21 protein-coding genes are annotated in these 18,105 nt (G+C 72.0%); 14 read left to right on the forward strand and 7 right to left on the reverse strand.

Features of this window, described 5'->3' with window-relative positions:
• Nucleotides 1–2 precede the first annotated feature (2 nt).
• Together ABFY03_RS13545 and ABFY03_RS13550 are read left to right on the forward strand one after the other, a co-directional pair.
• A complete protein-coding gene (locus tag ABFY03_RS13545) occupies nucleotides 3–368 on the forward strand; it encodes an ArsR/SmtB family transcription factor (RefSeq protein WP_346169993.1) in 366 nt (121 codons plus the stop codon).
• A 45-nt stretch (nucleotides 369–413) separates the two neighbouring features.
• Complete coding sequence (locus ABFY03_RS13550) at nucleotides 414–635, forward strand: hypothetical protein (RefSeq protein WP_346169994.1); 222 nt, start codon at nucleotides 414–416, stop codon at nucleotides 633–635.
• 171 nt (nucleotides 636–806) lie between these two features.
• Here ABFY03_RS13550 and ABFY03_RS13555 read toward each other — a convergent pair whose 3' ends face one another.
• The gene (locus tag ABFY03_RS13555) at nucleotides 807–2,012 is read right to left on the reverse strand and encodes a pyridoxal phosphate-dependent aminotransferase (protein WP_319008433.1); all 1,206 of its coding nucleotides are present in this window, start codon (nucleotides 2,010–2,012) and stop codon (nucleotides 807–809) included.
• A 16-nt stretch (nucleotides 2,013–2,028) separates the two neighbouring features.
• Nucleotides 2,029–2,202: a hypothetical protein gene (locus tag ABFY03_RS13560; protein ID WP_319008434.1), complete on the reverse strand. Its 174-nt coding sequence runs from the start codon at nucleotides 2,200–2,202 to the stop codon at nucleotides 2,029–2,031.
• 141 nt (nucleotides 2,203–2,343) lie between these two features.
• Here ABFY03_RS13560 and ABFY03_RS13565 point away from each other — a divergent pair, with 141 nt between their 5' ends.
• Nucleotides 2,344–2,709, forward strand: coding sequence for an ArsR/SmtB family transcription factor (locus ABFY03_RS13565; protein ID WP_346169995.1), 366 nt, complete (start codon nucleotides 2,344–2,346; stop codon nucleotides 2,707–2,709).
• A 109-nt stretch (nucleotides 2,710–2,818) separates the two neighbouring features.
• Here the strand turns inward: ABFY03_RS13565 and ABFY03_RS13570 are convergent, their stop codons facing one another.
• Nucleotides 2,819–3,880 carry a permease gene (locus ABFY03_RS13570; RefSeq protein WP_346169996.1) on the reverse strand — a complete coding sequence of 354 codons (1,062 nt, stop codon included), beginning with the start codon at nucleotides 3,878–3,880 and terminating at the stop codon, nucleotides 2,819–2,821.
• Nucleotides 3,881–3,995: 115 nt separating this feature from the next.
• Here ABFY03_RS13570 and ABFY03_RS13575 point away from each other — a divergent pair, with 115 nt between their 5' ends.
• The 3 genes from ABFY03_RS13575 (at nucleotide 3,996) to ABFY03_RS13585 (ending at nucleotide 6,639) form a co-directional block, all read left to right on the forward strand.
• Complete coding sequence (locus ABFY03_RS13575) at nucleotides 3,996–4,349, forward strand: ArsR/SmtB family transcription factor (protein WP_319008437.1); 354 nt, start codon at nucleotides 3,996–3,998, stop codon at nucleotides 4,347–4,349.
• A 251-nt stretch (nucleotides 4,350–4,600) separates the two neighbouring features.
• A complete protein-coding gene (locus tag ABFY03_RS13580) occupies nucleotides 4,601–5,011 on the forward strand; it encodes a hypothetical protein (RefSeq protein ID WP_346169997.1) in 411 nt (136 codons plus the stop codon).
• A gap of 80 nt (nucleotides 5,012–5,091) precedes the next feature.
• Complete coding sequence (locus ABFY03_RS13585) at nucleotides 5,092–6,639, forward strand: GNAT family N-acetyltransferase (protein ID WP_346169998.1); 1,548 nt, start codon at nucleotides 5,092–5,094, stop codon at nucleotides 6,637–6,639.
• A 108-nt stretch (nucleotides 6,640–6,747) separates the two neighbouring features.
• Here the strand turns inward: ABFY03_RS13585 and ABFY03_RS13590 are convergent, their stop codons facing one another.
• Entirely contained in the window at nucleotides 6,748–7,719 is a 972-nt protein-coding gene (locus ABFY03_RS13590) for a helix-turn-helix transcriptional regulator (RefSeq protein WP_319008440.1), read from the reverse strand.
• 350 nt (nucleotides 7,720–8,069) lie between these two features.
• On the opposite strand from ABFY03_RS13590, the gene ABFY03_RS13595 reads away from it, so the two are divergent.
• From ABFY03_RS13595 to ABFY03_RS13615, 5 genes are read left to right on the forward strand one after another with little or no spacing between them, the layout of a single operon-like run.
• Nucleotides 8,070–8,579 carry a hypothetical protein gene (locus tag ABFY03_RS13595; RefSeq protein WP_319008441.1) on the forward strand — a complete coding sequence of 170 codons (510 nt, stop codon included), beginning with the start codon at nucleotides 8,070–8,072 and terminating at the stop codon, nucleotides 8,577–8,579.
• A gap of 34 nt (nucleotides 8,580–8,613) precedes the next feature.
• The gene (gene aroA, locus ABFY03_RS13600; protein ID WP_319008442.1) at nucleotides 8,614–9,915 is read left to right on the forward strand and encodes a 3-phosphoshikimate 1-carboxyvinyltransferase; all 1,302 of its coding nucleotides are present in this window, start codon (nucleotides 8,614–8,616) and stop codon (nucleotides 9,913–9,915) included.
• Entirely contained in the window at nucleotides 9,912–11,444 is a 1,533-nt protein-coding gene (gene gpmI, locus ABFY03_RS13605; RefSeq protein WP_346169999.1) for a 2,3-bisphosphoglycerate-independent phosphoglycerate mutase, read from the forward strand. The genes aroA and gpmI overlap by 4 nt, the downstream gene beginning before the upstream one ends.
• On the forward strand, nucleotides 11,441–11,794 hold the full coding sequence (locus tag ABFY03_RS13610; protein WP_319008444.1) for a hypothetical protein: 354 nt from the start codon (nucleotides 11,441–11,443) through the stop codon (nucleotides 11,792–11,794). Before gpmI ends, ABFY03_RS13610 begins: the two co-directional genes overlap by 4 nt.
• Entirely contained in the window at nucleotides 11,791–12,498 is a 708-nt protein-coding gene (locus ABFY03_RS13615) for a glutamine amidotransferase-related protein (protein WP_346170000.1), read from the forward strand. The genes ABFY03_RS13610 and ABFY03_RS13615 overlap by 4 nt, the downstream gene beginning before the upstream one ends.
• 24 nt (nucleotides 12,499–12,522) lie before the next feature.
• On the opposite strand, the gene ABFY03_RS13620 is transcribed toward ABFY03_RS13615, so the two are convergent.
• Nucleotides 12,523–12,924 carry an ArsR/SmtB family transcription factor gene (locus tag ABFY03_RS13620; protein WP_319008446.1) on the reverse strand — a complete coding sequence of 134 codons (402 nt, stop codon included), beginning with the start codon at nucleotides 12,922–12,924 and terminating at the stop codon, nucleotides 12,523–12,525.
• Nucleotides 12,925–13,068: 144 nt separating this feature from the next.
• On the opposite strand from ABFY03_RS13620, the gene ABFY03_RS13625 reads away from it, so the two are divergent.
• The 3 genes from ABFY03_RS13625 to ABFY03_RS13635 are packed head-to-tail and all read left to right on the forward strand — an operon-like array spanning nucleotide 13,069 to nucleotide 16,517.
• Complete coding sequence (locus tag ABFY03_RS13625; RefSeq protein ID WP_346170001.1) at nucleotides 13,069–13,983, forward strand: phosphate ABC transporter substrate-binding protein; 915 nt, start codon at nucleotides 13,069–13,071, stop codon at nucleotides 13,981–13,983.
• Nucleotides 13,984–13,986: 3 nt separating this feature from the next.
• Nucleotides 13,987–15,819, forward strand: a complete 1,833-nt coding sequence (gene pstC / locus ABFY03_RS13630) for a phosphate ABC transporter permease subunit PstC (protein ID WP_319008448.1) — start codon at nucleotides 13,987–13,989, stop codon at nucleotides 15,817–15,819.
• Entirely contained in the window at nucleotides 15,816–16,517 is a 702-nt protein-coding gene (locus ABFY03_RS13635) for an ATP-binding cassette domain-containing protein (RefSeq protein WP_346170002.1), read from the forward strand. Before pstC ends, ABFY03_RS13635 begins: the two co-directional genes overlap by 4 nt.
• 70 nt (nucleotides 16,518–16,587) lie before the next feature.
• Here the strand turns inward: ABFY03_RS13635 and trxB are convergent, their stop codons facing one another.
• Nucleotides 16,588–17,592, reverse strand: a complete 1,005-nt coding sequence (gene trxB / locus ABFY03_RS13640; RefSeq protein WP_319008450.1) for a thioredoxin-disulfide reductase — start codon at nucleotides 17,590–17,592, stop codon at nucleotides 16,588–16,590.
• A gap of 7 nt (nucleotides 17,593–17,599) precedes the next feature.
• Nucleotides 17,600–18,031, reverse strand: a complete 432-nt coding sequence (locus ABFY03_RS13645; protein ID WP_346170003.1) for an arsenate reductase ArsC — start codon at nucleotides 18,029–18,031, stop codon at nucleotides 17,600–17,602.
• Nucleotides 18,032–18,105: the final 74 nt, after the last annotated feature.

An 18,105-nucleotide genomic window follows, 5' to 3' on the forward strand; every position in this document is an offset into this window, starting at 1 on the left:
GTATGCCGAACGTGAAGGTGTTGCCGCTGCTTGAGCCCACCGTCGAACCGTGCTGCCCGCCGCTCACCGAGCGACCTCTGACGGCCGAGGAGGCCGAGCGGACCGCCCTCATGTTCAAGGCGCTCGGCGACCCCGTACGGCTGCGTCTGTTCTCTGCGGTGGCCTCGCACGAGGGCGGCGAGGCGTGCGTGTGCGACATCTCCGACGTCGGCGTCTCCCAGCCCACGGTCTCCCACCACCTGAAGAAGCTGAAGGAGGCCGGCCTGCTCACCTCCGAGCGGCGCGGGACCTGGGTGTACTACCGGGTGGAGCCGGGGGTTCTGGCGGCGATGGGGCAGTTGTTGAGCCCGACCGCGGCCGAGGCGTGAGCGAAGCCCGCCCCTTCTGTCAGCGGCCCGTCGCATGAGGGCGGCATGGCCGACGATGTCGTCGGGGCGCGATCCGAGATCGCCAGGTGTCCGACGCCGACGACGACGCACTCGCCGTCCGTCCCCGACGTGATCGGCTTCCCCCTGGAGACCCGCGGCTCCGGCGACGAGATCATCGCGAGCGCGCAGGTGGTCGAGCAGATCGTGGATCGGGTCCTTCCCGCCTGGCGTCCCCCTGTTCCGTGTCGGAGAACAGCACCTTTCTGAACCGCCGGCGTCAGCACCGAGAAGCAGCTCAGCGAGCCGATGTCGCTCTTCGACGGGACGCAGAGGTGGCAGAGCGGTCGCTTCCGGGAGGCGGCATCGGCGGCCGGTGCGTCCGAGGGCGCCGACCGTCACGGTCGACGCCCCCAGGGAGTCGCGGCGAGAGCTCCTGTCTCAGGACAGCGCGCCCACGAACCCCGCCAGACGTCCGAGCGCCTCGTCGAGTTGCTCGGGCGGCACCGTGTACGAGATGCGGACGTGGTCCGGAGCCGCGAAGTCGGCGCCGGGGACGACCGCCACCTGAGCCTCGGCCAAGAGGAGTGCGGCGAAGTCGGCGGCCGAGGTGACGGTACGGCCGGCGCATGCCTTCCCGTACAGGCCGGTGACGTCGGCGAGGAGGAAGAAGGCGCCCTCGGGGTCGCCGTCGACCCGCAGGCCGGGGACGTCGCCGATCGCCTTGACGGTCGCGAGGCGGCGGGCGTCGAGCGCGGAGCGGCGGCGCTCCAGTTCGGCGCCGAGGTCGGCCGTCAGCGCGCCGAGGGCCGCCCGCTGGGCGATGGAGGACGGGGCCGAGGCGGTGTGGCTCTGCAGGGCCGTGACGGTGGAGGCCAGTTCGGCCGAGGCGGCGAGCCAGCCGATGCGCCAGCCGGTCATGGCGAAGGTCTTGGAGACGCCGCCGACGGTGACGGTGCGGGCGGCGATCTCGGCGCCCAGCGCCGCCACGGAGGCGAAGCGGGCGTCGCCGAAGACCCAGTGCTCGCAGATCTCGTCGCTGACGATGACGAGGTCGTGCTCCACGGCCACTTCGGCCAGGGCGGCCAGTTCGTAGCGGCTGTAGACGACGCCGGAGGGGTTGGCGGGGCTGTTGAGGAGCAGGACCCGCGTGCGGTCGGTGATCGCCTCCCGCACCTGTTCGGGCGTGACCTTCAGGCCGGCGCCGGGGGCGGGCCGGACGGGGATCAGGGTTCCGCCGGCCAGGGCGATGAGGTGGGGGTAGCTGACCCAGTACGGGGCCGGGACGAGCACCTCGTCGCCCGGGTCGAGCAGGGCGGTGAAGGCGTGGTGGAGGGCCTGCTTGGCGCCGGCCGTCACGACGACCCGGGACGCCTCGTACGCCGTGCCGTGGCGGTTGAGGTGGGCGGCGATCGCCGCGCGGAGTTCGGGGACTCCCGCCGCCGGGGTGTAGCGGGTGAAGTCCTCGGCGATGGCCTGCTCCGCCGCGCGCGCGGCGGGTTCGACGGTCGGGAACGCCGGTTCGCCGCTGGTCAGGTTGATGACGTCGGCACCCGCGGCGACGAGCGCCTTGGCGTGGGCATCGAGCGCGGCGGTGGCCGAGGGCGGGACGGCGGCGGCGCGCGCGGAGGGACGGAGCGGGTTCACTGGGGTTCCCTACGGGTCAGAGGCGGACGGCGAGGTGGGTGAGCGTGGCCTCGTGGCCACGCCGGAGGGCCGCCGCCCGGGCGCCCCGGTCGACGACCTCCACGCAGCCGTCGCAGAACCGCACGTCGGCCGGGCGCGAGGGGCGGCGGGCGGCGCTCAGCCGGCGGAGGGAGGCGAGAAGAGACGACATGACGCGACCTCGATTCATAGACGGTTATCTATGGGATGAGTATGACGCGATCCATAGATGAGAGTCAATGGATCGACCGTGCCGGTCCGGGAAGCGGTCGACTCTGGACGCGACCCGTCGCCATCGGCCACATTGGGCCGCATGATCGAGCCCTTGACCACCGAGACGCCGTCCGGATCGTGCTGCTCCGCCCCCATGACACCGGATCAGGCGGAGGAGCTGTCGGTCATGTTCAAGGCACTGGCGGATCCGGTGCGCCTGCGGATCGCCAGCATCGTGGCCTGTTGCCCGGCGGGCGAGGTGTGCGTGGGCGAGATCGCCGCCGAGTTCGAGCTGACCGGACCGACCATCAGCCACCACCTCCGCAAGCTGCGCGAGGCCGGCATCCTCGCCTCGGAACGGCGCGCGAACGAGGTCTACTACTTCGTCCGCCCGGAGCGGATCGAGCACCTGATGGGCCCACTGGCGGGCATGCGGAGCACAGCCCGTACGCCTTCGCGCTGCTGAGGACGCGAAAGAACGGCTGCGGCCCGCCCCCGAGCCTGGGGGGCGGGCCGTTGCCGTCTTGCATGTGCTGGTGGTGTCCACGGTGCCGCCGAGTGACGGCACGCGAGGGTCAGAGCCAGATGGGGGCCGTGTAGCCGAGGACGATCGCACCGGTGAAGAGGATGCCCACGACCAGGGCGACGACGCGCCAGCGGGCGATGAGGAGCATGCCGCTGATGGCGCCGATGCTGGTGCCCGCGCCGGTCATGAGGAAGGCGAGCGCCGGGCCCGGGCCCATGCCGCCCTGCATCAGGGTGGCGACGAGCGGGAGCGAGCCGTCGGAGTTCAGGTAGACCGGGATGCCGATGAGGGCGGCGACCGGGACCGCGAAGATGTTGCCGTCGCCGAGGAACCCGGTGAGGTAGTGCGTGGGGATCGAGTTGATGAGCAGGAAGCCGAGGGTGGCGAAGCCCAGGAAGTAGAGGGCGAGGCGCTTGACGTTGACCTTCAGCTCCTCTCCGAACTCCTTCAGCTTCAGGCGCTCCACGACGCCGGCCGGGGCGGGGGCGGGGGCGGGCTTCGTGACGACCGGGCGGGTGAGCAGGGCCGTACGGGCCAGACCGCCGCCACCGGCGGGGACACCACCACCGGCCGAGACGCCACCTCCGGAGCCCTCGGGGTCCTCCTCGCCACTGCAGCAGCTCTCGGACGCCTTCTCCTCCGCCTGGTTGGCGGTGAGACGCGCCTGGCCCTCCAGCCAGCCGGTCTTCTCGATCAGCCAGGTGACGACACCGGCGAAGACGCCGAGGACCATCGCGGCCACGAAGAAGGTGGTGGCGAAGTCGAAGCCGAAGAGCCCGGTGGACAGCACGTACTCCTCGGGGCTGGTCAGCGGCGAGGCCACCATGAAGGTGACCACCGGGGCCCACGGCACGCTGGAGGCGAGCGCCCCGAGCACCACCGCGGTCGTGCCGCAGGAGCAGAAGGGGGTGAGGGTCGCCAGGACGATCGCACCGAGCACCGCGACCGCGGTCTTGCGCCGCATCCACGCCGACAGGCGGTCCGCTCCGACGTAGACGGGGATGGCCGAGGCCAGGACCACACTGATCAGCAGGAACGGCCAGTTGGCGGAGAGGGAGTGGCCGACATCCTGGGCGGTGCGCCACAGAACGTCGAGGACGGTGTCGATCACGGGGGGCTCCAGCAATTCATAGACGGCTGTCGATGGGTCAGACTCTGCCGGAACCCATAGATGACTGTCAATGCATCTCGGGAACAATTCATAGACGGCCATCGTTGAGTCCGGTATGCCCACGTCGATCTCGGAGCTGTGCTGCTCCCCCGTGCTCGCCGGCCCGCTCACGCCCGAGGCCGCCGACGATCTCGCGACCGCCCTGAAGGTGGTCGCCGACGCCACCCGCCTGCGCCTGCTCGGCCTGATCCGCACCCAGCCGAGCGGCGAGGCGTGCACCTGCGACCTCACCGAGCCCCTCGGCCTCACCCAGCCGACCGTCACGCACCACCTGCGGGTGCTGTACGAGGCCGGGTTCCTGGAGCGCGAGAAGCGCGGGCGCCAGACCTACTACCGGATCGCCCCGGAGAGCATGAGCGTGCTCTGCCAGGCACTGGACCCCTCACCCCAGCTGCTCGCCGCAGGCTGAGCGGCCTCGGCAACACCCCTTCCCCGAGGGCCGGTTCATGCGCGCGCCATGCGCGGGCGAACCGGCCCTTCGGCATCTCCAGGCAGGTGGGTGCCGGACGCGTTTCCTGCCACCGGTGATCCCTTCCACACCCTGGGTGAGCTCGGACAGACTCATGAACACCGGAAGGGCGACAAGCCCCCGGGACACCGGGAACGGCCACCGAGGCCGCCGGCCGACAAAAAAGCCACCGTCATCGCCAGGGGAGAGCCATGTCTGTTTCGCGTACCTCGATGCGTCTCGCCACCGCCGCACTCGTCGCCGTGATCGGACTGGGTGCCACCTCGACCCTGGGCGCCGGCGCCGTCCCCGCCCTCGCCGGAGCGGGCTGGGACACGGCCCCCACCGCGCCCACCGACTCCACGGACGGCGCGGGCTGGGACGTGGCCCCGACCGTCGTCCTCGCCTCCTCCATCGACGGCGCGGGCTGGGACGTGGCGCCCACCACGACGAACGACGGCTCCGACGGCGCCGGCTGGGACGTGGCCCCCACCACGACGAACGACGGCTCCGACGGCGCCGGCTGGGACGTGGCCCCCACCACGACGAACGACGGCTCCGACGGCGCCGGCTGGGACGTGGCCCCGACCGACCCCTCCACCGACGGCGCCGGCTGGGACTGACCCACGCCCCTCGTCCTTCCCGCCGGGCACCCCACCCCGTATCCCCCGCGCACCGCTGACCCCACGAGGAGAGCACCCCCATGAGCACCACCTGCTGCAGCACCACCGCCGAGGAGCCGGCACCGGCCCTCCCGGTCGTCGAGACCCCTTCCTCCGGCTGCTGCTCGATCCCCGAGCCGGCCGGGAAGGCCGCCGAAGAGGAGGCGTCCTCCTGCTGCGGCACCGAGAAGCCCGAGCCCGTCGAGGCGTCCGGATGCTGTGACGCCCCGGCCGCCGAGCCCGAGCCCGCCGCGTCCGGATGCTGCGGTCCGCAGGAGGAGCGGGCCGAACCCGCCGAGGTGCGCACCGGCCTCTCCCTGGACGACGCGATCGCGGCGCTCGGCGGCGGCGTCCCGCAGGCCACCGACCCCACCCCGTACGCACAGGTGGACTGGCTGCGGGCGACCGAGGCGAGCCTGCAGGGCGCCAAGGCGTGGCACACCGTCGCCGACCGCGGCGAGGGCGACATCGCCTTCCTCCCGGGGTACGTCTTCGACGTCGACCCGATCGTGGACGCCGACCCCCGTACGCTGCTGGGCTGGCAGCCGAAGGACGGCACCTCGGCCTGCTGCTCGGCCACCACCTCCTGCTGCGAGTCCGCCACCGACGCCGTCGAGGCCCTGGGCACCGACGCGTTCTTCCCCTCGCTGCTGCTCGGCTCGCCGCTCGGCTACCGCTCCGAGGCGACCGCGTCCGTCGAGGACCCGCTGCTCGTCGCCGACCTGGTCGACCGCGTCGTCCCGGCCGCCATGGAGGCCGGCATCCGCTCGATCACCGCCCCGTGGCTGCACGACAGCGCGTACAGCGACGTCCTCGCCCTGGCGCTCCAGGCGTACGGCGGCGACATCGCCTTCCACGGCGAGAACAACCTGCTCGACCTCCAGCACGACAGTTACGACGCCTACCTCGCCTCGCTCCCCTCCCGTAAGCGCCGCCGCGTGAAGGAGGACCGCGAGCGCGCGGACGACTCCGGCACCCGCATCGAGCGCAAGGACCGCGAGGAGCTGCGCCCGCTGATCGGCCGGATCACCGAGCTCGTCACGCAGAACCGCCAGAAGTACGAGGGTGGCGAGGACGAGGCGCACATCGGCGCCCTGCTGACCGCGCTCGTCGAGGGCGGCGCCGACATCCGCGCGTACCTGGTCCACAAGGACGACGCCGTGGTCGCGGCCTCGGTGATGGTCCGGCGGGGCAAGCGGCTGTTCGTGAAGTGGGCCGGCTTCGACTACGAGGCGCTGGGCGAGCGCAGCGGCGTCTACTTCGAGATCGCGCTCGACCGTCCGCTGCGCGACGCCTTCGCCGAGGGCATCACCGCGATCGAGGCGGGCCCGGGCGCGGACGAGGCCAAGCGGCTGCGCGGCTTCCGTCCGGGGCAGATCCGCTCGGTCGTCCTGGTCGCCGACTCCACGCTCCGGCCGAAGGTCGCCGAGCTGCACGCCGCCTACGGCCAGGCCCGCCGCGAGACGCTCGGTGCGGCCGGGGAAGCTGCGCCGACGACGGCGATCGGTCGTCTGAAGGCGAAGCTGCTCGGCAGCACCGCCTACGAGCCGATCAAGCCTCTCCAGCCCGAGGGCGGCTGCTGCGGCTGACCCGCGGAATCGGTCCTCTCCTCACCGCAACTCCATAGAACCGGTCCGGTGCCTCGCGCACCGGACCAGTCCGTGTTTCCCGGCGGGAAACGGCCGGCGGCGGATCCGTCAGTCCGTCCAGCCCGCCTTGGCCGCGAGGACCCCGGCCTCGAAGCGGCTGCGGGCGCCCAGCCGCGCCATCAGCTCGGACATGATCCGGCGCTCCGTGCGCAGACCGATGCCGAGCTTCTTCGCGGCGATCTCGTCGGTGGCCCCCTGCGTCAGCTGGCGCAGGAGTTCGCGCTCCTGCGCGGTCAGGCCGGCCTCGTCCCGGTCGCGCACGCTGCCGAGGGGAGCCGCGCGCTCCCAGACCTGCTCGAACAGGGCGACCAGAGCGGTCATGACACCAGGGCCGGTCAGCTGGACGGCGCCCTTCTTGGTGTTGTCCGGATCGACGGGGAGCAGGGCGACCTCGCGGTCGAAGAGCACCATCCGCAGCGGAAGGGCCGGGACGGTACGCACCTCGCCACCGTTGTCGTGCAGCCAGTGCGCGTACTCGACGGTGGGGGTGTCGTTGCGGACGCTGTCGAGGTAGGCGGTCAGGACGCGCACGCCGCGCCGCATCAGCTGCTCGTCGAGGGGCCGGCTCGCCTCCAGGCTGGCCGCGGACTGGGCACCGCCGGGCATGAAGGACAGGCACTCGGTGGTGCTGCGGTGGGCCAGTTCCTCGAGCCGGGCCTGGATGGCGTCGATTCCCTGGAGGTACTCCACGCCGTGTCGCTCACCGGTGCGCAGCTCGGCGTATTCGGCGAGCAGCGTGCTGATGGCCGCCTGCGACTCCGCGAACTGCTGCTGCTGTGCGAGGAGTTCTGCCTGCTGCCGCTGAAGCAGGAGCTGGAAGCCCAGGTTGGGGCTGACGGGGCGCACGCCGCCGGGAGCCTGGAGCGAGCGGCGCAGGAGGTTGAGCTCGGCGAGCCGGTCCAGGGCCTCGCGAACGTCCGACTCAGGACGGGCCAGATGGGCGGCGAGCTCTTCGACGCCCCAGTCCTGGTGCGTGAGCATCAGGCGGTAGACCGTCTCGGCGTCCGCATCCAGTCCCAAACTCGCCAGCACAGCGACCCCCCGGTCCACGTCTCATCATGCGAGACATCCTCATCAGTCCATTGGCGAGCGCCGATCTTTGCAGCTCAGGACGCCCGCAGACAAGACGTGTTCGCACTGCGATCAGGCCCGGCCGCGCCTTCCGCGCTCGCCCCCGGCGGCCTGAATTACCCCTCACAGGCAGGTCCTTGCCGGGCGCGGTTCATGCCAGCGGATATCCCTTCCGCCGCCGCCGGCACCTCAGCAGACTGGTGGTCACAAAGGTTCGGCAGGCCGGCACGACGGATTCCGCACCTCACCTCACGCCCCTTTTCGCGGGGCATTCCATCCACCACACACGGAGGACAGCCATGTCCGCTGCGCGGAGTCTGCTGCGCCTGGCCAACAGGGCCGCCGCCGTCGCCCTGGGCTTCTCGCCCGCCGGCGGGCACGGCTGCGGCCCGAAGTGCCGCCACGCCCACCTGTACGGCGAGGTCGCCCCCGCCGTGGCCGACCAGCACGTGTGGTCCGTACCTGGGCTCGCCGCCCGACCGGGAGGCCCCATGCTCATGGCCACCGCCACCCTCGTCGCCACCGACGCCGCCACCCACCGGGACCTGGAGGCGGCGACGGTGACGGACATCGTCTGGGCGTCCGCGATGACCGAGGACGACCTTGAGCATGTCCACGCCAGTTCCGTTCCGGGTCGAATCGAGCTGACCTTCTTCCACCGGACGCGCAACCCCGCCGAGGCGATTTCCGCCGCGTGGGAAATCTGCGTGCGCGCGCTGAATTCCAGCCCTTCTCTCGCCCATTGGCGGATCACTGCCACCCCCCGACTCCCCGACGCCCTCCCCGGCCCGGGCCCCCTTCCCGCGTGACCCAGATCACACACCCCTGCGAGGAGTACCACCCATGAGCGGCATCAACGACCCCCGTCTCAAGGCCGAAGAGCTCACCGTCGAGCCGCTGGCCGCCATCGACCACGACGTGAAGGTGCTCGGCTCGAAGAGCTACACCAACCGGCAGATCGCCGTCGCCGCCCTGTCCGGCAAGGAGGGCGTGATCGACGGTGCGCTCATCTCCGACGACACCGTCTTCTTCACCAAGGCCGTCGAGTCGTTCGGGCACGTCAGCGCCGAGATCGACCACGAGGCCGCGCGCATCTCCTTCACCCCCACGGGCAAGCCGATGACGGCCCCGCAGGAGGAGATCTTCGTCGGCGGCGCCGGCACCCCGCTGCGCTTCCTCATCTCCATGGCCGGCCTCGCCGAGGGCACCACCACCATCACCGGCAACGCCCGGATGCAGGAGCGCCCCTTCGGCGACCTGCTCGCCGCCCTGCCCGGTCTCGGCGTCGAGGCGATCGCGGTGCGCGGCAACGGCTCTCCGCCGATCCGTGTCACCGGCGGCAACTTCGTCGGCGGGAAGACGAAGATCTCCGGCGCCGTCTCCAGCCAGTACACCTCCTCGCTCCTCATCAGCTCCGTGCTCGCGCAGCAGGACACCGAGATCGAGATCGTCGACGAACTGGTCTCCAAGCCGTACGTCGAGATGACCCTCGCCACCCTCGCCGAGCACGGCATCACCGTCGAGCGCGACGGCTACCGCTGGTTCAAGGTGCCCGCCGGCCAGTCCTTCAAGGGCGGCCACGCGATCGTCGAGCCGGACGCGTCGGGCCTGTCGTACTTCATCGCCGCCGCCGCGATCCTCGGCGGCCGGGTCACCATCCCCGGCATCGGCTCCACCTCCCACCAGGGCGACGTCGGCCTGGTCGAGGTCCTCGGCCGGATGGGCGCCCACACCGAGGTCACCGAGAACTCGGTCACCGTCAAGGGCGGACAGCTGCGGGGCATCGAGGTCGACATGGACGCCATGCCCGACGTCGTCCCCTCGCTCGCCGCCGTCGCCGCCTTCGCCGAGGGCCCGACCCACATCACCAACATCGCCAGCCTGCGGGTGAAGGAGTGCGACCGCATCGCGGCCGTCACCACCGAGCTGCGCAAGATGGGCGTCAAGGTCGACGAGTACGACGACGCCATGACCGTCCACGGCGGCCCCTCGCACGGCGCGGTCATCGACACCTACGACGACCACCGCATCGCCATGACCTTCGCGATCATGGGCCTGCGCACCCCCGGCGTCGTCATCAAGGACCCCGGCTGCGTCGCCAAGTCCTTCCCCGCCTTCTGGCAGACCCTGGACACCCTGCGATGACCGAGACCACGGACACCCGTCCCGGCATCCTGCTCGTCCTCGACGGCTGGGGCCACGCCGAGCCAGGCCCCGGCAACGCCCTCGCCGTCGCGGACACCCCCGTCCTGGACGGCATCCGGGCCAAGTATCCCGCCACCCTCGTGGAGGCGTCCGGCGAGCACGTCGGCCTGCTGCCCGGCACGGTCGGCAACTCCGAGATCGGCCACATGGTCATCGGCGCCGGACGGCCGCTGGACTACGACAGCGTGCTCGTCCAGCGGCAGATCGACTCCGGCGGTCTGCGCGACAACCCGCGTCTGACCGAGGCGCTGGACGCGCTCGCGGCCGGCGGCGGCGCCCTGCACCTGGTCGGGCTGGCCTCCGACGGGCAGATCCACGCCCACGTCGACCACCTGCACGAGCTGCTCTCGATCGCCGCCGCCCGCGGCGTCGAGCGGGTCTGGGTACACGCGATCACCGACGGCCGGGACGTCGCCGACCGCACGGCCGGCCACTACCTCGGCCGGGTCGAGGAGTTCTTCGCGACGACCGGCGTCGGCCGCCTGGCCACGGTCTCCGGCCGTGGTTACGCCCTCGACAAGAGCGGTGACCTGGAGCTGACCGCCAAGGTCACCCAGGCGGTCGCCGACGGACGCGGAGCCCTGGCCCGCGACCACGGCCAGATCCTGGCGGGCGCCGGCGACGGCGACGTGTGGATCAACCCGACCGTCCTCACCGACGCCGCCGGCGAACCGCTGGCGACCGTGCGGGACGGGGACGCGATCCTGTTCGCCAACTTCCGCAGCGACCGCATCCAGCAGCTCGCCAACGACCTGGTGAAGCACCTGGCCGAGAGCGACGTACGGATCCTCTCCCTCACCCAGTACGACACCGAGGCGGACATCCCCGCCCTGGTCGGCCGCGCCGACGCCTCCGGCGGCCTCGCGGACCAGCTGGAGGCGCACGGCCTGCGCTCCGTACGGGTCGCGGAACAGGAGAAGTTCGAGCACGTCACGTACTACCTGAACGGGCGCGACGAGCGGCGCCGGGAGGTCGAGGAGCACGTCCGGATCACCTCGGACGAGGCACCCGAGTACACCGCCCGGCCCGAGATGAACCTCGACCGGGTCGCCGACGCGGTCATCGAGGCCGCGGGCCGGACCGACGTCGCCCTCGTGGCGGCCAACCTCGCCAACATCGACGTCGTCGGCCACACCGGCGACCACGACGCCACCGTGAAGGCCGCCGAGTACACCGACGGCCAGGTCGAACGGATCCTGACCGCCGCCGCGGCCACCGGACGCTGGGTGGTGCTGGTCGGCGACCACGGGAACGCCGAGCGGATGTCCAAGCCCGGCCCGGACGGCGCCCCGCTCCCGTACGGCGGGCACACCACCAACCCGGTTCCCGCGGTCGTCGTCCCGGCTCCCGGGCAGCTCCTGCCCGACGCCCTCCGTGACGGCGGCAGCCTCGCCGACATCGCGCCCACCGTGCTCGCCCTGCTCGGCCGTCCGAGCGGTCCCGCCATGACCGGAAGGAGCCTGCTGTGACCCTCGCGCCCCCGCTCGCCCAGACCATCACCCCGGGCGGCACCCGCTTCGCCGGCGCCTACGCCGACGGCGCCGTCCGCCACGAGCCGGACGCCGGCCCCGCGTTGGCCGCCGAGGTCCGCGCCAGCGCCGACGGCTCCGCCCACGTGCTGACCGTCACCAACCTCACCTCCGAGGCGCAGGAGCTGCTGCCCGAGCCGCTGCTGCCGCCCGGCGACGGACCGCTGCTGTTCCTCGGCGGCGCGTCCACCACCGCCGAGCGCGACGGCCTGCTCGTCGCCCGCCTCGCCCCCCACGGGTTCGTCCGCCTCGGGCGCGCCCTCGACACCGACCAGGAGCACGCCTCATGACCACCGTCACCGGACCGCGCCCGCGCGTGGCGCTGATCGGGGACCACGGCAAGTCCCCCGCCCACGCCCGCCTCGACGGCTTCCGCGCCGAGTTGGAGGTGGACACCGTGTGGGTGCCCACCGACACGATCACCGGCCCGGAGTCGTTCGACGGCTTCGACGGCCTGTGGGTCGTGCCCGGCTCCCCGTACGAGAACAAGGACGGCGTCCTCGCCGCCGTCCGGCACGCCCGCGAGAACGGCATCCCGTACCTGGGCACCTGCGGCGGCTTCCAGCACGCGCTGATCGAGTACGCCCGCAGCGTCGCCGGTCTCACCGACGCCGACGACGTCCAGTACGACCCCGAGGCGGCCACCCCGCTGATCGTGCCGCTCACCTGCTGCCTCGCCGGCGAGCAGGCGCCCCTGCTGCTGACCGCCGGCAGCCGGCTCTCCGCGGTCTACGACGGCGCCGAGCGCTCGACGGAGACGTACCACTGCAAGTACGGGCTGAACGCGGAGTTCGTCGAACTCCTCACCGGCGCGGGCGTGCTGTTCAGCGGCTGGGACGAGGAAGGCGCCCCGCGGGCCGCCGAGGTGCCGGGCCACCCGTTCTTCATCGGCACTCTGTTCCAGCCCGAGCTGGTCTCGGGGCCGGGCCGGATCCACCGGCTGATCACGGCCTTCACGGCCGAGGTGAGCGCCCGGGCGGCCGTCGCCGTCTGAGGCGGTACGCCCGGCCGGGGATGCTCACGCCTCCGCCGAGCCCTCGCCCTCGCCCTCGCCCCAGATCAGCGCGTCGAGCACGGCGCGGTGCTCGGGCCGGATCGCGTACCAGGCCCACGTGCCGCGCTTCCTGCGGCTCACGAGGCCGGCGTCCACGAGGATCTTCATGTGGTAGCTGACGGTCGGCTGGGCGAGGTCCAGCAGCGGCGTCATGTCGCACACGCACGCCTCGCCCTCCGGGGCGGCCAGCAGCACGCTGAGGATCTGCAGCCTGGTCGGATCGGCGATGCCCTTCACGTTCCGGGCCAACGCCTCCGCCCGTTCCCTGGGCAGCGGTTCCACGTCGAGGGGCGGCCCGCAGGTCGGATCCTCGTCGACGAAGGGCAGCAACCCCGAGCGATGGTCGGTCGCTTGTTCTGCTGGCATGACGATCACCCTATGTCCGCCGCGCCGACCGTCTGAGTCACATCGAGCGAGTTCACCCACTGTTCGCCTGACATTCAGCAGACGTCCGAGCAGCTCCCGCACGTCCCCCCTTCTCCCCTTTCCCACCACCGCAAAGGCACCGCCATGTCTGTCACCTCCACCGCACTTCGAAGCAACGCGACGTTCTCCTCGCGCCGGATGCGACAGGGAGCCGCCGCCTCCGCCGGCCTCGTGCTCGCCGCCGTCCTCACCGGCTGCGCCGGTGCCGCGAAGGCCGACACCGGGGCCCTGCAGGCCAGCGGTTCCACCACGGTCGCCCCGGTCGCCTCCGACGCCGCCGAGGCGCTCAAGGCCAAGGGCCTGAACATCACCGTCGCCACCCAGGGCGGCTCCGCCGGCGGCATCTCCCAGCTCGGCACCGGCCAGATCGAGATCGCCCTCAGCTCCAAGCCGCTCTCCGACAAGGACCACAAGGCGTACCCGAACGCCGACTTCGTCACCACACAGATCGGCGCGGACGCCGTCGGCGTCATCATCACCAAGGAGGTCGCCGACGGCGGGGTGAAGAGCCTCTCCAAGGCGCAGGTGAAGGGCCTCTTCGAAGGCAAGATCACCAACTGGAAGGAGGTCGGCGGCCCCGACCTCCAGGTCTTCGTCTACGACAAGGAGCCCGGCCGCGGCACCCGCGAGGTCCTCGACAAGTTCGTCTACGGCAAGGGCGAGCCGCCGGCCCCGCCGCAGTCCGCGAACTACGCCGTCGTCGGCGGCAACACGGAGACCCGCAACAAGCTGAAGTCCACCCGCGGTTCCATCGCCCCGCTGTCGACCGGCTTCATCGACGGCCACCCCGACCTGGTCGCCGTACCCCTGGACGGTGTCGCCCCGACCCTGGAGAACGTGGCGTCCGGCAAGTACCCGATGACCCGCCCGCTGTTCATGATCACCAACGGTCAGCCCAAGGGCCACGCCAAGCAGTACATCGACTACATCCTCTCCGCCGAGGGCCAGAAGCTGCTGCCGAAGCACGGCTACCTGACCCGCGAGCAGATGGGGCTCTGACCGATGAGCCTCACTCTGGAGCGCCCCGCCAAGGCGCCCGGAACCACCGCGACGCGGCCGCCCGAGGAGGGCGGCCGCCCCGGCCGGGCCAGATGGGTCTGGGGCTGGGCCTACAGCGGCGTCCTGTCCGTCGTCCTCGCCCTCGTGGTCCTGCTCGGCTACCTGGCCGACGGCATCGCGAGCGGCACGGTCGACTGGGGAGCCCTCCTCACCGACTCCGTCTGGAGCCCGGGGAACCTCGCCTTCGGCGGCCTGGCCATGATCTACGGATCGGCGGTGGTCTGCGTCCTCGCCCTGGTCCTCGCCGTCCCCGTCGGCTGGGCGGCGGCCATCGCCCTCTCCGAGTACCTGCCGCCCCGCCTCGCCAAGCCGCTGCGCCTGAGCATCGAACTCCTCGCGGCCGTCCCCTCCATCGTCTACGGCCTCATCGGCATCATGGTGATCCGGCCGTTCGTCGCCGGCCTCGGCGACGTGCCGGGCGGCGACAGCATCCTCGCCGCCGGAATCGTCCTCGCCGTGATGATCACGCCGACGATCGTGGCGGTGAGCGTGGACGCCCTGGCAGCCGTACCCGGCCGCTACCGGGAGGCCGCGTACTCCCTCGGCCTCACCCGCCGGGAGGTCGTCCGCTCCGCCGTCCTGCCCCAGGCCCGCTCGGGCATGCGCGCCGGCGTCCTGCTCGGCCTGGCCCGGGCGCTCGGCGAGGCCATCGCGGTCTTCATGGTCATCGGCCGTGCCGACGGCCGGCTCCCGGAGTCGTTCGGCGACTTCTTCTCCTCGCTCGTCCGCCCCGGCCAGACCCTCACCACCAAGCTGGCCGGCCCCGAGCCGATGCTCGCCGGAACCTCCGGCCCCTACTTCGCCGCCCTGTGCGGCCTCGGCATGATCCTGCTGGCCCTCGTCGCCGCGGCCACCGTCTGGGGCACCCGCGGCGCCTCGGCCCAGGTCCGGCGCGGACCGCGCGTACGACGGACCTCCGCGTGGATGCGCGGCCCCAAGGACCGGCTGACCACGGCCGTGCGCTACGGCGCCCTGCTGCTGCCGACCGCCCTCCTGCTCGGCATGGTCGGCATCCTGCTGGCCCGCGGCGGAACGGCGCTCAATCCGGCCTTCTGGTTCACCCCGTCGGCCGGCGCCTCCGACGGGGGCATCCGCGACCAGATCGTCGGCACGCTCCTGCTCCTCGCGACCACCGCGCTGATCGCGCTTCCGCTCGGCTACGGAGCGGGCATCGTGATCGGGACCCGTGCCTCCGCGAAGACCTCCCGGATCCTGGAGACGCTGACCGTGGCGGTCGGCGGGACGCCCACCATCCTGCTCGGTCTGGCGGGTTACGTGCTGCTGTGCACGACCATGGGCTGGGGTCGTTCCTGGCTGGCCGGCGCCGTCGTCCTGGTGCCCGTCGTGGTGCCGGTCGTCGCCCTCACCACAGCCGGCCGCGTCCGCGGCATGCCGGGCGAACTCACCGAGAGCGCCCTCGCGCTGGGCCTGACCCGGGCGCAGTACATCCGCTCCGTGGTCATCCCCTACACCTGGCCGGCCACGCTCACGGGACTGCTGCTCGGACTGGCCCGCGCGGCGGGCGAGACGGCTCCCCTGATCTTCACGGCCACCGTGTTCTTCGGAGCCCCCGCCCTCCCGACCGGCATCGTCAACGCCCCGGTGCAGGCCCTGCCCACGCACATCTTCACCCTGTCGCAGGACTCCGGCGCCCCCGAGGCGATCGCCCAGGCGTGGGGCAGCGCCCTCGTCCTGGTGCTGATCACCGCCGGACTGCTCAGCCTGGCCGTCTTCCTGCGCAACCGATTCGAAGGAGCACGACGTTGGACAACGTGACGACGGGGAACGCCGGCCCGCGAAACGTGATCGCCGTCCGCGACCTGCGGGTTCTGGACGGGAAGAAGACCCTGGTCGGTCCGGTCGACTTCGAGCTGCCCGCCGGCTCCACGACCGGCCTGTGCGGCCCGTCCGGCGCCGGCAAGTCGACGGTGCTGCGCGCCTTGGTCGATCTGCTGCCGCACGGCCTGCGGCGGGAGGGCGAGGTGCGGGTGCTGGGCGAGCCGGTCCGGTACGGCAAGGGCGACGCGGACCTGCGGAGCACGGTCGTCCTGGTGCCGCAGACGCCGGTGGTGTTCGGCGGAAGCATCATGGACAACGCCCTGTTCGGCCTGCGTCACCTGGTCCGCGCCTCCCGGACGGAGATGCGGGACCGGATGGAGAAGGCGCTGCGGGAGTCGGGCCTGTGGAACGAGGTCCGCGACCGGCTCGACACCCCTGCCCAGTCCCTCTCCAACGGCCAGCGCCAGCGCCTGTGCCTGGCCCGGGCCCTCGCCCTGGAGCCGGCGGCGCTCCTGCTGGACGAGCCGACCAGCGCCCTGGACGAACGCAGCCGCGACACCGTCGAGGAGTCGGTGGCGGCGCTGCGCGGGAACCGCACGGTCCTGCTGGTGTCGCACGACCCCGGCCAGGTGGAACGGCTCTGCGACCGCACCGTCCGGCTGGAACTGCCGCAGTCGGCGGCTCTGCTCTCCTGACCTGCCGAAAAGCATGAACCGGGCCCGTTCCGTCGTGAGGCAAGCACGACGGAACGGGCCCGGCGCCCTTTCAGACCACGTCGACGAGCGCGGTGCCGGCGGCAGGCTCGGCGTCCCGGAGGGCCGCGAGGTACCGCTCCGCGTCGAGGGCGGCGGCGCAGCCGGAACCCGCGGCGGTGATCGCCTGGCGGTAGATGTGGTCGACGACGTCACCGGCGCCGAAGACGCCCGGCAGGCTCGTACGGGTCGACGGGGAGCGCGTCTTCAGGTAGCCCTCGTCGTCGAGTTCGAGCTGGTCGGCGAAGAGCTCGGTGCGCGGGTCGTGGCCGATGGCGATGAACAGGCCGGTCGCGTCCAGCTCCCGGGTCCCGCCCGTGAGGACGTCGCGCAGGACGACGCCGGACAGCATGCCGTCCGTCTCCTTGATCTCGGCGACCTCGCTGTCGAAGGCGAAGGAGATCTTGTCGTCGGCGAAGGCGCGGTTCTGCATGGTCTTGGACGCGCGCAGGGTCGAGCGGCGGTGGACGACGGTGACCGAGCGGGCGAAGCGGGTGAGGAAGGTGGCCTCCTCCATGGCGGTGTCGCCGCCGCCGACCACGACGATGTCGCGGTCACGGAAGAAGAAGCCGTCGCAGGTGGCGCACCAGGACACGCCCCGCCCGGACAGCTCGTCCTCCTTGGGCAGGCCGAGCTTCCGGTAGCCGGAGCCGGTGGCGATGATCACGGCCTTGGCGCGGTGGACGGTGCCGGCGGAGTCGGTGAGGAGCTTGATGTCGCCGGCGAGGTCCACGGCGACGATGTCGTCGTCGATCATCTCGGCGCCGAACCGCTCGGCCTGGGCCCGCATGTTGTCCATGAGGTCGGGGCCGTCGATGCCGGTGGGGAAGCCGGGGAAGTTCTCGACCTCGGTGGTCGTGGTGAGGGAGCCGCCGACGAAGACGGAGCTGCCGAAGAGGAGCGGCTTCAGCTGGGCACGGGCGGTGTAGAGCGCGGCGGTGTACCCGGCGGGGCCGGAGCCGATGATGATGACCTCGCGGACGTCGTTCTCGGCGCCGGTCGTGGTGGTCGTCGTCATGGTGAGGTCAGTTCTCCTGCTTCTCGGCGTTCTTGGAGTCGATCTCGGCGATGAGGCCCTCGATGAGCGTCTTGATCTCGTCGCGGATGGGCCGGACGGCTTCGACCCCCTGGCCGGCCGGGTCCTCCAGGACCCAGTCGAGGTAGGTCTTGCCGGGGAAGTACGGGCAGGCGTCGCCGCAGCCCATGGTGATGATGTAGTCCGACGCCTGCGCGGCCTCGACGGTGAGGACCTTCGGCTTCTGGTCGGAGATGTCGATGCCGAGCTCGGCCATGGCGGCCACCGCGGCCGGGTTGACCTGGTCGCCCGGGAGGGAGCCGGCGGACCGGACCTCGACACGGTCGCCCGCGAGGTGCCGGAGGAATCCGGCGGCCATCTGGGACCGGCCCGCGTTGTGGACGCAGACGAACAGCACGGACGCGAGCGGGGACTCGGACATCGGTTCTTCCTTCGTGACAGACGGGCATCAACCTGGACTGGCATCACCCTTCACTGATGTGACAGTATCAGTCC

The organism is Streptomyces roseofulvus (assembly GCF_039534915.1).
Taxonomy (GTDB): domain Bacteria; phylum Actinomycetota; class Actinomycetes; order Streptomycetales; family Streptomycetaceae; genus Streptomyces; species Streptomyces roseofulvus.

Excerpts from the sequence above, each read along its gene's own strand:
- ABFY03_RS13645 (WP_346170003.1), bottom strand. The coding sequence starts at position 18,031 with ATGTCCGAGTCCCCGCTCGCGTCCGTGCTGTTCGTCTGCGTCCACAAC.
- ABFY03_RS13620 (WP_319008446.1), bottom strand. The coding sequence starts at position 12,924 with ATGCCAGCAGAACAAGCGACCGACCATCGCTCGGGGTTGCTGCCCTTC.
- ABFY03_RS13625 (WP_346170001.1), top strand. The coding sequence starts at position 13,069 with ATGTCTGTCACCTCCACCGCACTTCGAAGCAACGCGACGTTCTCCTCG.
- ABFY03_RS13580 (WP_346169997.1), top strand. The coding sequence starts at position 4,601 with ATGTCTGTTTCGCGTACCTCGATGCGTCTCGCCACCGCCGCACTCGTC.
- trxB (WP_319008450.1), bottom strand. The coding sequence starts at position 17,592 with ATGACGACGACCACCACGACCGGCGCCGAGAACGACGTCCGCGAGGTC.
- ABFY03_RS13545 (WP_346169993.1), top strand. The coding sequence starts at position 3 with ATGCCGAACGTGAAGGTGTTGCCGCTGCTTGAGCCCACCGTCGAACCG.
- pstC (WP_319008448.1), top strand. The coding sequence starts at position 13,987 with ATGAGCCTCACTCTGGAGCGCCCCGCCAAGGCGCCCGGAACCACCGCG.
- ABFY03_RS13585 (WP_346169998.1), top strand. The coding sequence starts at position 5,092 with ATGAGCACCACCTGCTGCAGCACCACCGCCGAGGAGCCGGCACCGGCC.
- aroA (WP_319008442.1), top strand. The coding sequence starts at position 8,614 with ATGAGCGGCATCAACGACCCCCGTCTCAAGGCCGAAGAGCTCACCGTC.
- ABFY03_RS13565 (WP_346169995.1), top strand. The coding sequence starts at position 2,344 with ATGATCGAGCCCTTGACCACCGAGACGCCGTCCGGATCGTGCTGCTCC.
- ABFY03_RS13560 (WP_319008434.1), bottom strand. The coding sequence starts at position 2,202 with ATGTCGTCTCTTCTCGCCTCCCTCCGCCGGCTGAGCGCCGCCCGCCGC.
- ABFY03_RS13615 (WP_346170000.1), top strand. The coding sequence starts at position 11,791 with ATGACCACCGTCACCGGACCGCGCCCGCGCGTGGCGCTGATCGGGGAC.
- ABFY03_RS13550 (WP_346169994.1), top strand. The coding sequence starts at position 414 with ATGGCCGACGATGTCGTCGGGGCGCGATCCGAGATCGCCAGGTGTCCG.
- ABFY03_RS13595 (WP_319008441.1), top strand. The coding sequence starts at position 8,070 with ATGTCCGCTGCGCGGAGTCTGCTGCGCCTGGCCAACAGGGCCGCCGCC.
- ABFY03_RS13575 (WP_319008437.1), top strand. The coding sequence starts at position 3,996 with ATGCCCACGTCGATCTCGGAGCTGTGCTGCTCCCCCGTGCTCGCCGGC.
- gpmI (WP_346169999.1), top strand. The coding sequence starts at position 9,912 with ATGACCGAGACCACGGACACCCGTCCCGGCATCCTGCTCGTCCTCGAC.